Raw genomic sequence first — 16113 nt, 5'->3', positions numbered from 1 at the left:
CGGGTATCCCTTGAGCTACGCAACGTGATTCTTTGGTGCTGTTGCGCGCGGAGGCACGCTTGCTATGCTTCGTGAACAACTTTTTACCACGAAGCGACGCGCGTCACGGGGACGAGTCTGCAAGAGCAGACTTGGTCCCCGAAGATCGTCGCCAGCAAGCTCACTGTTCGCATCGTGGCACCTTGACCCTTGCAGATGAGGCCACTGATGAACATGAACGACACATGGCGACCGGAGTCGCTCGATTCATACGTCATGACCGGCCGCGATTTATCGTCGTTCGTAGATCCGTGGCCGCACATCCTTCTGCTCCTCGATACCGCGCCTGTGAAGCAGCGTGGCGCTGATGGAATCAAATCAGTCGGACCCGCATCCGGACAGCCAGCCGCCCGTGTAAGCCGTGAAGGGCAACGGCGCCGCCAAGGCAGACGATGCAGCGGCCAGAAGAGCGGACCAGCCTGTCCGGCCGCGATTACGCTGATCGACCGTCTTTCCGCCAAATGCATCGCGCTGCGTTGGTGCTCGAGTTCATGCCACTATGGCTATCAGGTTTGGGTATGCGGCAAAGCGCTCAGAAGCGGTATTTGCGCACTGACTGGCAAGGCGATCTGTCGCGGCGATCTCGTCTATCGGCCGAAGACGCGCTTGGACCGCTCGCCGGCGAACGCCAATGCGATGATTCACGATGCCGCATTGACTTGGGGCACTGCACCCTGAACCGCTTTACCGTGAGGCTGTCCACACGCGTGCGTTGCGCCGATTGTGAGCAATGTGGCATTCGCGCTTATCGCGCGGGTGCACGTTTGACGAGCGAATATTAGAACGCTTGAGCAGATCGTTCGGCGCCCGCAACCGAACCGATAATTTTCCCCGGAAGTTTTCATGAGGGGCGCTGCGGCGCTCCGTTAAGGTGGCAGGGTCATACGCTCGAGTCCGCCGTGCCCGACGATGCCTGTAAGAACGAAGACCTCTTCGAAAGGTGTGCAATCCATGTTTACCCTCGACTCCCGCGACGGCACCGCCGTAGCGAGCCGTCCGGAATCGATCATCTATGTGAGCGACGACGAATCTATTCGGCGCGCGCTCATTTGGTGCGTCACGAGACGTTCTGGCATGCCCAACGCCCTGCGTCCCGATCTGGTTGATTCTCGATGTCAGGCTGCGTGGAGAAAATGGCCTGGAGTTTCAGACCGCGAAAGATTGCGCGAGGCTATCGGCGGAACTCGCGCTCGGATCGTTGCGCACTGCATACAACAGTCTCACGCCGCGCGAGCGGGATGTGGTGGAGCTCGTACTCGCGGGTTTACCGAACAAGCAGATTGCATCGATAATTCATATTAGCGAAGTCACCGTCAAGAAACACCGACGGGAGGCCATGCAGAAATTGTCGGCACGTTCGACAGTGGATCTCGTCTGCAAAGTCCCCTCGCTAGGTATCGAGCCGCGGGCGCCGATGATCGCGCCGTAATTCGACCGCCACTAGGCGGCGTCCCGCATTCTCCAGTCGTCGCACACATACCAGCCAGGGCCCGTTTGCCAGGCTGACCCGGCAGGTTTACGGTGGATGATAGCCAAGTGAGTTCAGCATCGGACAGGTCGCGCGTCGTCTGGGAAGACGGTGGACGGATATTCTGCCGCGAGTGGCAGGTGGACGACGATGGGGCGAGCCGTACTGTGCTGGCCGTGCGCCCCGCCGGCGAGTCCCCAGCACCCGAGTTGCTGGAACGCTTCGCGCACGAATACGCGCTAAGGGACGTACTCGACCCGGCGGCCACGGCGCGCCCGTTGCGACTCGTACACGAACGGGGCCTGCCCTGCCTGGTGCTAGAAGATGGCGGCCATGAGCCGCTGGAGTGCACGGCGCTGCCGATGCCATTGCAGGACTTCCTGAGCACCGCGATTGGTATCGCCACCGCGCTTGCGAAACTGCACGCAAGCGGGCTTATCCACAAGGACATCAAGCCGGCCCATATCCTCGTCGATCGCGATCGCGGCGAAGCGAAGTTCACGGGCTTGGGGATCGCGACCCTGATGCCGCGCGAGCGTCAGTCCGTTGGGCCGCCAGAGTTCATCACAGGTACGCTCGCGTACCTGGCGCCCGAGCAGACCGGACGGATGAACCGTTCTGTGGATGCGCGCAGCGACCTTTACTCCCTCGGCGTCACGCTCTACCTGCTCTCGACAGGCACATTGCCGTTCATAGCGACCGACGAGATGGAGTGGATTCACCGCCATATCGCACGCATGCCGGTGCCCCCCAGCGAGCGGACGCAGAACGTTCCCGAGGCGGTCTCGCGCATTGTCATGAAGCTGCTCGCCAAGACGCCCGAAGACCGCTATCAGACCGCCTGGGGCGTTGAGCGCGACCTGCGCCGCTGCCTGAACCAGTGGGAAACGAAAGGCCGTATCGACAATTTCCCGCCAGGCGAACACGACGTGCCCGACCGCCTGCTGATCCCCGAGAAGCTTTACGGAAGATCGCACGAAATTGAGGTCCTGATCGGAGCCTTCGATCGCGTTGTCAGGAACGGATCGCCGGTTCTGGTGCTCATCACGGGCTACGCGGGTATCGGCAAATCATCGGTCGTCAACGAACTGCACAAGGCACTGGTTCCGTCGAGGGGGCTTTTCGCCGCGGGCAAATTCGATCAATACGAGCGCGACAAACCGTATGCGGCACTCGTGCAGGCTTTCCAGAACCTCGTGCGGCCGCTACTCAGCAAGCGCGAAACCGAGCTGGACAAGTGGCGCGCAGCGATTCTGGGAGCGCTCGGACCGAACGCACGGCTGATGGTCGAACTGGTACCGGAGCTCGAATTCATCATCGGACAACCACCGCCGGTGGCGGAACTGCCGCCCCAGCAAGCGCAGAAGCGGCTCCAGGCGGTGTTCCAGAGCTTTCTCGGTGTCTTCGCTCGGCAAGAACATCCTTTGGCGCTATTCCTCGACGATCTGCAGTGGCTAGACGGGGCAACCCTGGATTTGCTCGAGCAGCTGCTGATCCACTCGGACTTGCAGTACCTGCTGCTGGTTGGCGCATACCGGGACAATGAAGTCGATGCCGACCATCCGCTGGCGCGCAAGCTCAAGACCATGAAGCATGCGGACGCGGACCTGAACAAAATCAGGCTTACGCCACTAACGCGCGATCACGTCGCACGGTTGCTTGCGGACTCGTTCCACTGTGAACCTAGGTATGCCGCGCCGCTTGCCCAACTGGTGCACACGAAGACGGGCGGTAATCCATTTTTCGTTCGTGAGTTTTTACATGCGCTTGCCGAGGAAAAACTGCTCACGTTCGATCATCGCGCCACGCGCTGGTCGTGGGATATCAAGCGAATTCTGGCTACGGGGTACACAGACAACGTCGTGGACCTGATGACCGGCAAGCTCACGCGCTTGCCTACGCAAACCCAAGAGGCGTTGCAGCAGTTGGCCTGCGTTGGCAATCACTGCAGCGTTTCGATGCTGACGGCTGTGCTGGGCGCCGCTGAAGAGGAAATCCACGGCCTGCTATGGCCGGCGGTTTGTTACGAACTGATCGATCTGCGCGTAGACGTCTATCGTTTCACTCACGATCGCGTCCGGGAAGCCGCGTATGCGCTGATTCCCGAGGCGCTGCGCACGCAAACGCATCTGCAGATTGGGCGGCGGCTCCTCGCGCGTACGCCCCCCGGGCAGCAGGAAGAGCGGATCTTCAGCATCGTCGGCCAGTTCAATCGCGCAGCCGCGCAGATCGATTCACCGGACGAGCGCGAGCAGCTTGCCGCTCTGAACCTGTTGGCGGGCCAGCGCGCCAAGGCAACGGCCGCATATGCGTCCGCGCTCGCTTATCTTGGCGCCGGCGCGGACCTGTTTACCGAGGCATGTTGGGAGCGCCACCACGCGCTGCGCTTTTCCCTCGAACTCCTGCGCGCCGAATGCGAGTTTCTCACCGGCACCATCGTGTACGCGCAAGCACGGCTTGAAGTGCTCGCCGCGCACGCGGCTACGACGGTCGAACGTGCATCCGTCGCGTGTCTCGGCATCGAAATGTGCCATTCCCTCGGCGACCAGGATGAGCGTGCCATCGCCATCGGCCTCGGCTACTTGCGGGGGTTGGGCATCGCCTGGCCGCGGTATCCGAGCGACAAAGCGGCGCAAGGCGAATATGAGCGTGTCCTCGCATGCATTGGCGAGCGCACCAACGAAGAGCTCGTTGCGCTGCCCTTGTTGCGCAATCCCGACGCGCTCGCGACGCTGGAAGTCCTAGTCAAGCTCGGCCCGTCGACCTTCCAGTCGTACAATTCGGTGAACCTCTTTGTGCACGTCGCCTGCCGGGCCATCACACTGAGTCTCGAGCTCGGTCACAGCGACGCTTCCTGCTACGCTTACGCACTTCTCGGCATTGCGGCAGGCGTGCGATTTGGCGATTTTCAGCGTGCATTGCGCTTCGGCAATCTTGGCTGTGACCTCATCGACCGGCGCGGCTTGAAACGTTTCGAAGTGGGAACCAGTGCGCTCTGTGCGTATAACCTCATGCCCTGGACGCAACCCATCAAAGCGGGCCGCGCTCTGGCGCGCCGTGGTGCTGAGGCGGCGAACTGGAACTACGATGTCCTTTATGCCGCTCACTCCCGGCATCTCCTCATTACCAACTTGCTGGCGGCGGGCGACGCGCTCGCCGATGTGATGCGCGAAGCGGAGCACGGGCTCGCGGCGGTGCAAAAAACGCAATACAGCCTCGTGGTCGCAATGATCGCCACGCAGCTTCAGCTTGTGCGTACTCTGCTCGGCTTGACCCTGTCGTTCGGCTCCTTCAATGACGGACAATTCAACGAGCGCGAAATCGAGCGCCAATGGTCGACACGCTCGGGTTGGGCGACGTCCCAATGCTTCTACTGGATCCGCAAGATGCAGGCGCGATTCTTCTGCGGTGATCATGAAGCGGCGCTACAAGCCTCACTGCGGGCGCAACCGCTGCTGTGGGGTTTGCCCCTGAGCTTCGAATTGGCCGAATATCATCTTTTCGCAGCCCTCACCCATGCGGCCGCATGCGATGCAGCCGCTGCGCCCGAGCGGCAGCAACACCTCCTCGCCCTTCTCGATCATCAAGAACAACTCACGAAGTGGTCGGAGCACTGCCCGCAGAACTTCGAAAGCCGCGCGGCACTCGTCAGCGCGGAAATTGCCCGTCTGGAAGGGAGAAAGGTCGATGCCGAACGGTTCTACGATCGGGCTATTCGCGGGGCGCGGGAAAGCGGCTTCATGCATGTCGAAGCGCTCGCCTGCGAGCTAGCTGCAGCCTTTTATTCGACACTCGGGCTCGAAGCATTTGCACAGGTGTTTTTGCGTAGCGCGCGCGACGGCTATCTGCGCTGGGGCGCAGATGGCAAAGTGCGCCAGCTCGAACAATTGCATCCGCAACTCCGGAGGAATGAACCCGTGCTTGCCGCCACGAGAACGATCGAAAAAGCTGTCGAGCACGTCGACCTAGCAACTGTGACCGGGATCTCCCAGGCCGTTTCGGGCGAGTTCGAACTAGCGAAGCTGCTCGACAAGCTCCTGCGTATGGCGCTCGAACATGCGGGCGCGCAACGTTGCCTGCTCACGCTTGCGCGCGAGGGCGAGCAACGTATTGCGGCCGAGGCGAAGACTGGCGGCGAGACCGTCGCCGTGCACCTATGCGATGAGCCGGCAACGGCGGCGATGCTGCCGGAAACCGTGCTCCTGTACGTCCTGCGCACGCGCGAGACCGTCATTCTCGACGATGCGCAATCCGAAGCGCGCTTTGCGGACGATCCTTATGTCGCCGCACATCGGGTTCGCTCGGTGCTCTGCCTGCCGCTGATCAACCAGACCAAGTTGATCGGTGCGCTGTACCTCGAAAACAATCTGGCGGCCCGTGTGTTCGTGCCGGGCCGGATCGCCGTACTCAAGCTGCTGGCCTCGCAGGCCGCCATTACACTGGAGAATTCGCGCCTGTACCAGGTGCTGGCAGAACGCGAAGCCCGGATCCGCCGCCTGGTCGATGCCAACATCGTCGGCATTTTGATCTGGGACGCGGAGGGTCACATTCTCGAAACCAACGATGCATTCCTTCGTATCGTAGGATACGAACGCGACGACCTCATCTCCGGGCGCGTCCGGTGGACATCGCTGACACCGCCCGAATGGCTCGAGATCGAGCGGCAGAGAACCGAGGAACTCGCGGTGACCGGGGCGCTGCAGCCCTTTGAAAAGGAGTTCTCGCGCAAGGATGGCAGCCGCGCGTCGGTCCTGATCGGTGTCGCGGCGTTCGAGTCGAATTGCAATGAACGTGTCGGCTTCGTAATCGACCTGACCGAACGCAAGCGGGTGGAAGCCGCGGCGCGCGAAAACGAGCGGCGCTACCTCGAAGCGCATGTGGAACTCGCGCACGCGAACCGTGCCGCGACGATGGGGCAGCTCACGGCGTCGATCGCGCACGACGTCCAGCAACCGATCACCGCAGCGCTGACAGAGGCCGCCGCCGCCTTACGCTGGCTCGACGCCAGCCCACCCGAGCTGGGAGAGGTTAGGGAATCGCTCAATGGCGTCGTCAGCGCGGGCGTGCGAGCAGGCGCCATCGTGGAACGCATCCGCGCGATGATCAAGAAAGAACCGCTACGCAAAGACCGCGTGGATATCAACGAGGCCATTCGCGAAGTGATTGACCTGATACAGGGCGAAGCAGCCAAAAGCAGCGTTTCGATAGCGGCGACGCTTACCGACGCCTTGCCATGCGTACAGGGAGATCGCGTGCAACTGCAGCAAGTCATGCTCAACCTCATCGTCAACGCGATTGAAGCGATGAGCACACCGAACTGGTATCCGCGCGAGCTGCGCATCGGCACAGCCCGGCTTTCGCCGGATCGTGTGTCGGTGACGGTGGGGGATTCCGGCCCGGGCGTCGCCGACGTGGAACTCCAGCACGTCTTCGAAGCGTTCTACACAACGAAGGCGCACGGCTTGGGCATGGGATTGTCGATTTGCTGTTCGATCATCGAGGCACATGGTGGAACGCTCTCGGTAAGCCCCAATTCGCCACATGGTGCCGTGTTCGACTTCGTGCTTCCCGGCGCGGCGGCCTGACGCTTACATCGCTGCCGTTGCCTCGCTCGCGGTGGTGGCGCGCTCGCGCGCCAGAGGCTCCTCTTTGATGGCCTTGCGATATCGCCCCGGCGCCATCCCTGTCGCGCGCTTGAAAGCGTGACTGAATGCGCTCTCAGAGGTGTAACCGGTGGCCTCGGCGACATGCGCGACCGATGCGCCTGCACGCAGGTCTCGCTCGGCCAGATGCATCCGCCAGTTGGTCAGCCAGGTAAGAGGCGGCAGCCCCATCGCCTTGCGAAAGTGCACGGCAAAGGAGGTGCGCGACATGCCAGCCTCCTTTGCGAGATCTTCGAGAGTCCAGGCGCGCGCGGGATCCGAATGCATGCTGGCGATTGCGGGGGCAAGCCGTCTGTCACCCATGGCCTTTAGCCAGCCGCCGTCGCTGTCCGGCGACTGCATGACATTGGCCCTCAGCGTCTGCACGAAAAGAAGCTGGGCAAGCTCCGCCAGCACGATGGGGCCGCCGGGACGAGCCGGTGGTGTCATTTCAAACACGATTTGTTCGAGCAGCCAGCCGAGGCTTGCCGCTTCGCGTTGAGCACTGCTCACATGAATGCAAGGCGGCAGGCCGCCGCTCAGCAGCCGGTAGTGGTGCCGCTCTTCGATCTGCACCATGCCCCCCAGCATCACAAAATCCTTGCCCTGCCCAATGCGGTAGTTGCCGTCATCGTCATGAACGAGCCGCTTCGCGCGCGCGTGCTTAACAAGGTGTGGCTCACTCGCGAGAATCAGCGGCTGCGAGCCGTTCGTGACCAGAATGTCTCCTCGCTCGAACCGCAACGGGCTTGCCATGCCCTCCATGAAGAACCAACAGGCGCCGTCGACGGCAGCGCAAAGCTTCAGGGCGTCGAGATTCGCGAAGCGCTGCGCCCAGTTGCCCCCTGCGACGAGCCGCCCCGAGAGACTGCAGCGGGCACGCACGAGATTGAGCAGGTCGGAAAGGAAATCGATGGCCATTTCCGAACTATTGCGCAGAAAATGCGTCTTTTCAAGCATTCTGCGTACGCGCGGTACGGGCTAAAGTGCCTCTTCCAAACGAACGGAGTGACAACATGGCCACCTTGCAGGCCCCCATCGGATCCGGGTTCAGCCCGGCCTCCACGGCAGCAGAAGTCATCGCGGACATCGACTTGAGCGGCAGGCACATCGTCGTCACGGGTGGATATTCCGGCATCGGCATCGAAACGGTGCGTGCTTTTCGCTCGGCAGGCGCAGCAGTCATCGTGCCGACTCGCGACATCACCAGGGCTCGCACGGCGCTCCAGGACATGCCCGGGGTGATTCTGGAAGAGATGGATCTCCTTGACCCGGTGTCGATCGACCGATTTGCAGCACGCGTTCTCGCGGCGACCGACTCGCTCGACATTCTGATCAACAATGCAGGTGTCATGGCGCCCCCGCTCTCGCGCGACGCGCGTGGTTACGAATCGCAATTCTCCGCCAACCATCTTGGTCATTTTCAGCTAACATGCCGGCTTTGGCCCGCCTTGCGCAGAGCGAAGAAGGCGCGCGTCATTGCCCTCAGCTCCTATGGCCACCGCCGCGCCGGAATCGACTTTCACGATCCCCACTTCACGGCGCGCGAGTACGACCCGTGGGTGGCCTACGGACAATCCAAAACCGCGAATGCACTTTTCGCGGTCGCACTGGACACGATCGGGCAACTCGATGGCGTGCGTGCCTTCTCCGTGCATCCGGGAGGTATCGCGACGCCGCTCATCCGGCATATGTCTCAAGCCCAGATCGATGCGAGCGAGATCATCGACATGCAAGGCAGGCCGATCATCGATCCGCAGAACAACAAAAAGACCCCGCAGCAAGGCGCCGCCACGACCGTTTGGTGCGCGACGAGCGAGGCGCTCGACGGCATGGGTGGCGTTTACTGCGCCGACTGCGAGATCGCTCCCGCGCTGCCCTCCAATGAATCGACGGAACTGCACGGCGTACGGCCGCGCGCGATGGACCCCGTTGCCGCAGGGCGTCTTTGGCAGCTCAGCGAGCAAATGACCGGCCTGCGCATCGATTGAGAGGGTCGCAAAGTCGCACTGCGTCTTTGCGGCCCATCGAGGCGCAGCGAACCATCACTTGCGCGCACGTCAAATGAGTTTTGTCCTGATCGACTGACCTGGTTTGTGTGAGCGCGGTTCTATACTTTCCACTCATCGAATCCGTTTTCCAGGTCGCGGTCGATTAAATGTGGATTGTGCGAACCAACATCATGCTCAAGCGCATGCTCACAGTATTTATAGCAATCCTTATCATCTGGATTGCTGGCACTGTGGCATTGGGATCGAGACCGGCCATCGCGCCGGTTACGCCCCGCTCGGCATCCACGTTCGCTCCGCAAGTCGTCGAGCGCGGTGCAACATTGGCCGCGGCGGGCTACTGCGCGAGCTGCCACACCAGCAAGGGCGGCGCGCCTTATGCAGGCGGCTACGCGATACGCACGGCATTCGGCACTATTTACTCAAAGAACATCACGCCCGATCCCGCGACGGGAATTGGGACCTGGTCCGAGGAAGCGTTTCGGCGAGCCATGCATGAAGGGATAGCGCGTGACGGTTCGCATCTCTACCCAGCCTTTCCGTACGATCACTTTACCAAGGTGTCGGACAAAGACATTTCCGCCCTCTACGCGTACTTCATGACGCTTGCGCCGGTCAAGGCGCCGGCGCGCGACAATACCCTGCCATTCCCGCTGAACATTCGCGCATTGCAGGCGGGATGGAAACTGCTGTTCTTCCGCGCCGGCAGGTTCGAGTCCCAGCCGGCACACACAGCGCAATGGAATCGTGGCGCATATCTCGCCGAAGGGATCAGCCATTGTGGAGCCTGTCACACGCCGCGCAATTCCCTGGGCGCCGAGATGCCCGGCAAACGCTACGCCGGCGCCCAGATCGACAACTGGGTGGCGCCGCCGCTTACGCAGGCGAACCCTTCACCCGTACCGTGGAGCGAAGACGAGCTCTTCAATTATCTGCGCGCCGGCGTAAGCCGCTTCCACGGCACGGCCGCCGGCCCGATGTCGCCCGTGGTCCATGCGGGGCTGGCGAGGCTGCCCGAGTCCGACGTCCGGTCGCTGGCTGTCTATTTTGCCGATATCGACGATGCGGCCACGCGCAATACCCAGGCTCAAACCGCGATAGACCGCGCACTTGTAGCAAACCGAACGGATTTCACACAGCACGGCAGCGATCCCGCGGCCCGGCTCTATCAGGTCGCTTGCGCGCCCTGCCATTACAACGGCGGAGATGGACCCAATCCGCTTCGTCCGGATCTCGGACTCAACAGCGCAGTGAGCTTGCCCGACCCAACCAATCTGATCCAGGTGATCCTGCACGGCATCACCGCGCGCAAAGGCGCACCCGGCATTGTGATGCCTGAATTCTCCGACTCCTTTAGCGATGCCGAGGTCGCAGGCATCGCGGCCTGGCTCCGTGCGACGCGCACCTCCCTCCGTCCCTGGACAGACCTCGAAAAGAAGGTTGCCGAAATACGCGCGCAGGGCCAAAGGCAAGAGGAGCGGCAAGACTGATTTCATGCGTATGTCTGGAGCAGTGCAACCATGATCCGTTTCATAATCAACGGCCGTCCCGTCGCGCTCGATCTCGAGGAAGACACGCCGCTCCTCTGGGTGATTCGCGACGATATCGGGCTCACCGGCACAAAATTCGGCTGCGGAATCGGCATGTGCGGCGCGTGCACGGTCCATGTTGGAGGACGAGCAACGCGATCCTGCATCACGCCGGTCAGCGCGGTCGACGGCGCCCAGGTCACGACGATCGAGGGACTCGATCCCAAGGGCGAGCATCCGGTGCAAAAAGCCTGGCAGGCGCTGCAGGTCCCCCAATGCGGCTATTGCCAGTCCGGCCAGATCATGCAGGCCGCAGCCCTGCTCAACGACTTCCCGTCTCCCTCCGATCAGGACATCGACGCTGTCATGGCCGGCAATCTTTGCAGATGCATGACCTACATACGCATTCGCGCGGCAATCAAAGAGGCCGCGGCAGCCTCAGCACCATCAGGGAGCAACGAGAAACATGACTAGATTGCGATCTTCGGCGCCCAATGCTCAAGCGTTCACTCGCCGCGACTTCCTGGTCTCGATGCTGGGTGCGAGCGCCGTGTTCGGATTCTCCGGCGCCATTGCTGCCGTCTCCCGCCCTGCTACGTCCGTACCCGGCACGCAGGCGCGTGCGGCCACGGACGCGCGATTCGAGCCGACCTTATGGTTCTCGATGGATGGCAACGGAATCGTCACGGTCAACATCATACGCGCGGAGATGGGCCAGCACGTCGGCACTGCGCTGGCGCGCATACTCGCAGACGAGCTGGAGGTCGACTGGAACAACGTCCGTATCGATCACGTCGACACCGATTCCAAGTGGGGGTTCATGGTCACGGGTGGAAGCTGGTCGGTTTGGCAAACCTGGCCGGTTTTCAGCCATGCGGGCGCGGCGGGCCGCATCACGCTGGTGGAAGAAGGCGCAAGACTCCTTGGCGTAAGCCCGGCCGTGTGCGTCGCTCGCTCCGGCGCAGTGGTGGCGGGAAATCGTTCGATATCCTACGGAGATATCGTCAATAGCGGCAATCTGAGCCGACGATATACGCCAGAAGAGCAGGAAAAAATGCCGATCAAACCCGCGTCCGAGCGGCGCCTGGTCGGCCGGCAGGTGGCTGCGCTGGACGTTCCCGAGAAGATCAACGGCACGGCGCGCTATGGGATCGACGCGAAAGTCGCGGGCATGGTCTACGCGAGGCCGAAGATTCCCCCGACGCGCAACGGCTCGAAGGTGAACGCCGTCGACGACAGCCGCGCGCGCAACGTGAAAGGCTATATCAAGAGCATTGCGCTCAACGATCCGTCCGGCACCGTGCAGGGCTGGGTGATGGTGATCGCTTCCAGCTACCCAGCTGCAATCCGCGCGGCCGATCTCGTTACTGTGGACTGGACACCGGGCCCAACTACGAACGTGTCCGAAAAGGATATTCAGGCCCATGCCGTCGAGCTCATTGCACGCACGCCCAGTGGCGTGGTGCTGGACACGGGCGACACCCATACGGAGCCCGCGTTCCAGACGGCAAGCTCAACGCTGGAGCAGACCTATACGACCGCAACCGCCCTGCACTTCCAGCTCGAGCCGGTAAACGCGCTCGCCTTCGAAAAAGACGGCGTCTTTGAAATTCACACCGGCAACCAGTGGCAGGGCCTGATAATGCCGACGCTCGCCAAGGCCCTCGGCCGCCCGCAGACGAGCATCGTTATGCGCACCTATCGCATCGGCGGTGGCTTCGGGCGACGCCTGAACGGTGATTACGCCGTACCTGCCGCGCTCGCTGCGAAAGCGCTTGGCCAGCCCGTGAAAATGGTGCTGACGCGCTCCGACGACGCACGCTTCGACTCCGTTCGCTCGCCCTCGGTGCAAACACTGCGCATGGCGTTCGGCGACGATGGCCGCGTGCTAGCGATGGAGCACGCCGCCGCCGCCGGCTGGCCCACCCAGATCGTGGCGGGCGAGTTCATGATGAAGGTGAAGGACACACCATACGATCAATTTGCGATCTCGGGCGCGGATCACTGGTATGAGGTTGGCGCACAGAAGGTGCGCGCGATTTCCAACGACCTCGCCAACAACACGTTTCGGCCCGGCTGGCTGCGCTCCGTGGGACCTGGGTGGACAAATTGGGCAGTCGAAAGCTTCATGGACGAAGCGGCCCATCACTCGGGAAGCGACCCGGTTGAATTCCGCCTGAAGTTGCTCACGGGGGAAGGCCGCAACGCAGGCCAGGCACCGAATTCGAACGGCGGTGCGCGCCGGCAGGCGGAAGTTGTGCGCCGCTGCGCCGAGCGTGCTGGTTGGGGAAAGCCGGTGCCAGCGAATACCGGCCTCGGCCTTGCCACGAGCTTCGGCCAGGAGCGTGAGATGCCAACGTGGCTGGCATGCGTGGCACGCGTGCGGGTGGATCGCAAGAGCGGCGAGGTCACGGTGGAAAAACTGACGATCGTGGTGGACGCCGGGACCATCGTCGACCCCGATGGTGCACGTGCACAGGTCGAAGGCGCTACGCTCTGGGGGCTCAGTCTGGCGCTGCACGAAGGCACGGCGTTCGTGAACGGCCAGGTGCAGGACACCAATCTCGACACCTATACGCCGTTGCGCATCCACAATGTTCCGGACGTGGACATCAGCTTCGTGGAAAGTGTCGAGGTGCCTGTCGGACTAGGCGAGCCCGGCGTGACCGTGGTCGGCCCCGCCATCGGCAATGCCATTTTTGCCGCAGTGGGCGTGCGCGTGCGCCACATTCCCATCACGCCTGCAATGGTGCTTGCAAACGATTCGACCAAAGCATGAACTACGCAAATTCGATCTTCACAACATTATCGAAGAACGGGCGCCGTTCGCACATCGAGCTGTACCATGCCCTCAGACGCGGATACTCCGGCCGCTCCACAGGAAGATTGAACCAGCGATGCACCAGCGGCCCGATCGAGATATCTGCGAGCGTGAATGTATCGCCCGCAATGAACGCATTGCCGGCCAACGTCGCTTCGAGTATCGCGAGCAGCGTGGCGTTGCGTGCGCGGTGCTGTTCGATCACTTCCTGCTTGCGCTCCGCAACCGGCGTGCGGACGATGCTCTGGTACAACAGCACGTTCGCCGGTCCAAATGTGGAGAGCTGCCAGTCCATCCAGCGCTCGACCTCGGCGCGCGCCACAGCGTCCAACGGATACAGGTTCGATAGTTCGAGAATGTTGCCGAAATACCTGAGGATCGTATTGGATTCCCAGATGACATTCTCGCCGTGCATGACCGTCGGCACGACGCCGTTCGGATTCTTCTTCAGATAAGGTTCGTCGCGGTTGCCGCCATGCTTTCCGCCGACATCCACCCGCGCACAGGTACAACCGGTTTCAGCCAGCAACCACATCACCTTTTGCACGTTCGAGGACGTATTGCGCCCCAGGACCGTGATCGGCCAATCCAGTTTCATCACAGAATCTCCATGCCGCGTCTGACCGCGCTTCTTGCTCCCACCGTGTCGTACCACCGCTTGACGTTTGGCACGGCTGACCAGTCGAGATCGTGCAACTCGAAGCGGGCAATCCAGGGGTAGGTCGCGATGTCTGCCATGCCGTATTCGTCGCCCGCGATGAACAGGTTCTCGCGAAGCTGCGTGTCGAGGACCTTGTAGATCCGGTGGGTCTCTTTCGTGTACCGCTCAAGGCTGTAGGTCTGGTCCCTGGCGTAGCGTTTGAAATGATGCATCTGCCCCAGCATCGGTCCCACCCCGCCCATCTGGAACATTAGCCACTGGAGCGTGCGAAAGTACCCCTCGCCCGCGGGAGGCATCAAGCGCCCCGTCCTGGTCGCCAGATACACGAGGATCGCCCCCGATTCGAACAGGGTGATGGGCTTTCCGTTAGGCCCGTCGTCGTCGACAATCGCCGGAATTTTATTGTTCGGGTTAATCGCCAGAAATTCCTTTGAAAATTGTTGGCCATTCATGATATCGATCTTTTCAATGCGGTAAGGCAGCGCCAGCTCCTCCAGCGCGATCGATATCTTTCGCCCGTTGGGCGTGCCCCATCCATACAGTGTGATCATCTCAGTGACTCCTCTATCGCGGCGTGCGTAACGTGACGAACTCTTCCGCCAGCGTTGGATGTACGCCTATCGTCCTGTCGAAGTCCCGCTTCGTCGCGCCCGCGTTCATCGCGATCGCAAGACCCTGAATAATTTCTGCTGCGTCCGCCGAAACGATGTGAGCGCCCAGAACCCTGTCGGTTGCATCATCGACGACCAGCTTCACCAGCGCGGACTCGTCGCTTCGCGACATCGCGCTGCGCATCGGCTTGAACCGCGTCGCATAGATTCGCACCGCGCCGACCCGCTCGCGCGCTTCCTTTTCGGTCATGCCGACAGAGGCCGCCTGGGGCTGGCTGAATACGGCAAAGGGAACGAAGTCGTATGAAGTCGTGCGGGGGGTGTCGCCGAATACGGTGTCGGCGAAGGCATGGCCTTCATGGATCGCAACCGGGGTGAGGTTGAGGCGGTCGGTCACGTCGCCCACGGCATATACGCCTGAGCACGTCGTCTCCGAGAACGGATCGACCTTCACGGCGCCACTGCCCGTCACCTCGATCTGCGCCGAATCCAGCCCCAGATGCTTCGTATTCGGCCGCCGCCCCGTAGCTGCGAGCACGGCGTCCACCTCGATCACGCTCCCATCGCCAAGCGTCACGTTGAGCGCATCGTTCTGGCGCACGACCGACACCACGTCGGTGCTGAGCTTCACGTCCACGCCACTGGTGGCGAACTCGCGCCCCAGGTGCTCCCGCAGTTCCTCGTCGAAGCCGCGCAGCACCTGTTCCCCTCTGCACAGCAGGGTGACGCGGCTCCCGAGGCCATGAAAGATCCCCGCGAACTCGCAGGCGATATAGCCGGCGCCAATGATGGCGATCCGGCGCGGCATCGCCTCCAGCTGGAAGACATCGTCGGACGTGATCATGAGTTCGGCACCGGGAACGTCCGGTTTGACTGCCTTCGCACCCGTCGCGATCAGGATCACTTTGGCGCTGATCCGCTCGCCCCCCGCATCGACCAGATGCGGCCCGGCGATGGTGGCCCGCGCTCGCAACCGCGTCACGCCGGCGTTGTTCAGCAGCCGCTCGTAGACGCCCTCCAGGCGATCGATTTCGGTGTCCTTGGCCGTCATCATCGTGTGCCATTCGTGGGGCGAAGCGTCCACCCGCCAGCCAAATGCTCGCGCTTCCGCGAGATTGCGCCCGATCTGCGACGTGTACATCAGCAGCTTCTTCGGTACGCATCCCCGGATGACGCAGGTCCCGCCGAAGCGGCTCTCCTCGGCAATGGCCACGCGCGCACCGTGGCCGGCCGCGATTCGCGCCGCGCGCACCCCGCCAGAGCCGGCGCCTATTACAAACAGATCGAAATCGAATGCTTCCATCATTTCCACGACTCGTTAGTCCGGTTTCAC

General features: G+C 62.1%; 11 protein-coding genes. 7 read left to right on the top strand and 4 right to left on the bottom strand.

From position 1 onward, the window contains the following. Positions 1-207: 207 nt before the first annotated feature. From ACOJB8_RS26745 to ACOJB8_RS26735, 3 genes are all read left to right on the top strand, one after another. Positions 208-717, top strand: coding sequence for a DUF3331 domain-containing protein (locus ACOJB8_RS26745; protein WP_475015211.1), 510 nt, complete (start codon positions 208-210; stop codon positions 715-717). A 424-nt stretch (positions 718-1141) separates the two neighbouring features. Beyond that, positions 1142-1468: a response regulator transcription factor gene (locus ACOJB8_RS26740; protein ID WP_475015209.1), complete on the top strand. Its 327-nt coding sequence runs from the start codon at positions 1142-1144 to the stop codon at positions 1466-1468. 179 nt (positions 1469-1647) lie between these two features. Beyond that, on the top strand, positions 1648-7092 hold the full coding sequence (locus tag ACOJB8_RS26735; protein WP_475015207.1) for an AAA family ATPase: 5445 nt from the start codon (positions 1648-1650) through the stop codon (positions 7090-7092). A 3-nt stretch (positions 7093-7095) separates the two neighbouring features. Here ACOJB8_RS26735 and ACOJB8_RS26730 read toward each other — a convergent pair whose 3' ends face one another. Then, positions 7096-8109, bottom strand: a complete 1014-nt coding sequence (locus ACOJB8_RS26730) for an AraC family transcriptional regulator (protein WP_475015206.1) — start codon at positions 8107-8109, stop codon at positions 7096-7098. 56 nt (positions 8110-8165) lie between these two features. On the opposite strand from ACOJB8_RS26730, the gene ACOJB8_RS26725 reads away from it, so the two are divergent. The 4 genes from ACOJB8_RS26725 to ACOJB8_RS26710 all read left to right on the top strand — a co-directional run bounded on the left by ACOJB8_RS26725 (position 8166) and on the right by ACOJB8_RS26710 (position 13466). After that, positions 8166-9140, top strand: a complete 975-nt coding sequence (locus tag ACOJB8_RS26725) for an oxidoreductase (protein WP_475015204.1) — start codon at positions 8166-8168, stop codon at positions 9138-9140. Positions 9141-9307: 167 nt separating this feature from the next. Further along, positions 9308-10648, top strand: a complete 1341-nt coding sequence (locus ACOJB8_RS26720) for a cytochrome c (RefSeq protein WP_475015202.1) — start codon at positions 9308-9310, stop codon at positions 10646-10648. 30 nt (positions 10649-10678) lie between these two features. Beyond that, complete coding sequence (locus ACOJB8_RS26715; protein ID WP_475015200.1) at positions 10679-11161, top strand: (2Fe-2S)-binding protein; 483 nt, start codon at positions 10679-10681, stop codon at positions 11159-11161. Further along, positions 11154-13466 carry a xanthine dehydrogenase family protein molybdopterin-binding subunit gene (locus ACOJB8_RS26710; RefSeq protein ID WP_475015198.1) on the top strand — a complete coding sequence of 771 codons (2313 nt, stop codon included), beginning with the start codon at positions 11154-11156 and terminating at the stop codon, positions 13464-13466. Before ACOJB8_RS26715 ends, ACOJB8_RS26710 begins: the two co-directional genes overlap by 8 nt. Before the next feature lies 1 nt (position 13467). On the opposite strand, the gene ACOJB8_RS26705 is transcribed toward ACOJB8_RS26710, so the two are convergent. The 3 genes from ACOJB8_RS26705 to gorA are packed head-to-tail and all read right to left on the bottom strand — an operon-like array spanning position 13468 to position 16086. Next, positions 13468-14106 (bottom strand): glutathione S-transferase family protein, encoded by a 639-nt coding sequence (locus tag ACOJB8_RS26705; RefSeq protein WP_475015195.1) that lies wholly within the window; start codon positions 14104-14106, stop codon positions 13468-13470. After that, positions 14106-14720, bottom strand: a complete 615-nt coding sequence (locus ACOJB8_RS26700; protein ID WP_475015192.1) for a glutathione S-transferase family protein — start codon at positions 14718-14720, stop codon at positions 14106-14108. Before ACOJB8_RS26700 ends, ACOJB8_RS26705 begins: the two co-directional genes overlap by 1 nt. A 13-nt stretch (positions 14721-14733) precedes the next feature. Continuing rightward, on the bottom strand, positions 14734-16086 hold the full coding sequence (gene gorA, locus ACOJB8_RS26695; RefSeq protein WP_475015188.1) for a glutathione-disulfide reductase: 1353 nt from the start codon (positions 16084-16086) through the stop codon (positions 14734-14736). Positions 16087-16113 lie beyond the last annotated feature (27 nt).

It is taken from the genome of Paraburkholderia sp. BR10141 (genome assembly GCF_056155635.1).
This window is presented reverse-complemented; position numbering and strand designations above follow the sequence as displayed.

What these genes read in the sequence shown, in the direction of transcription:
- ACOJB8_RS26720 (WP_475015202.1), top strand. Translation starts at nt 9,308, where the DNA reads ATGTGGATTGTGCGAACCAACATCATGCTCAAGCGCATGCTCACAGTA.
- ACOJB8_RS26745 (WP_475015211.1), top strand. Translation starts at nt 208, where the DNA reads ATGAACATGAACGACACATGGCGACCGGAGTCGCTCGATTCATACGTC.
- ACOJB8_RS26730 (WP_475015206.1), bottom strand. Translation starts at nt 8,109, where the DNA reads ATGCTTGAAAAGACGCATTTTCTGCGCAATAGTTCGGAAATGGCCATC.
- gorA (WP_475015188.1), bottom strand. Translation starts at nt 16,086, where the DNA reads ATGATGGAAGCATTCGATTTCGATCTGTTTGTAATAGGCGCCGGCTCT.
- ACOJB8_RS26715 (WP_475015200.1), top strand. Translation starts at nt 10,679, where the DNA reads ATGATCCGTTTCATAATCAACGGCCGTCCCGTCGCGCTCGATCTCGAG.
- ACOJB8_RS26725 (WP_475015204.1), top strand. Translation starts at nt 8,166, where the DNA reads ATGGCCACCTTGCAGGCCCCCATCGGATCCGGGTTCAGCCCGGCCTCC.
- ACOJB8_RS26700 (WP_475015192.1), bottom strand. Translation starts at nt 14,720, where the DNA reads ATGATCACACTGTATGGATGGGGCACGCCCAACGGGCGAAAGATATCG.
- ACOJB8_RS26705 (WP_475015195.1), bottom strand. Translation starts at nt 14,106, where the DNA reads ATGAAACTGGATTGGCCGATCACGGTCCTGGGGCGCAATACGTCCTCG.
- ACOJB8_RS26710 (WP_475015198.1), top strand. Translation starts at nt 11,154, where the DNA reads ATGACTAGATTGCGATCTTCGGCGCCCAATGCTCAAGCGTTCACTCGC.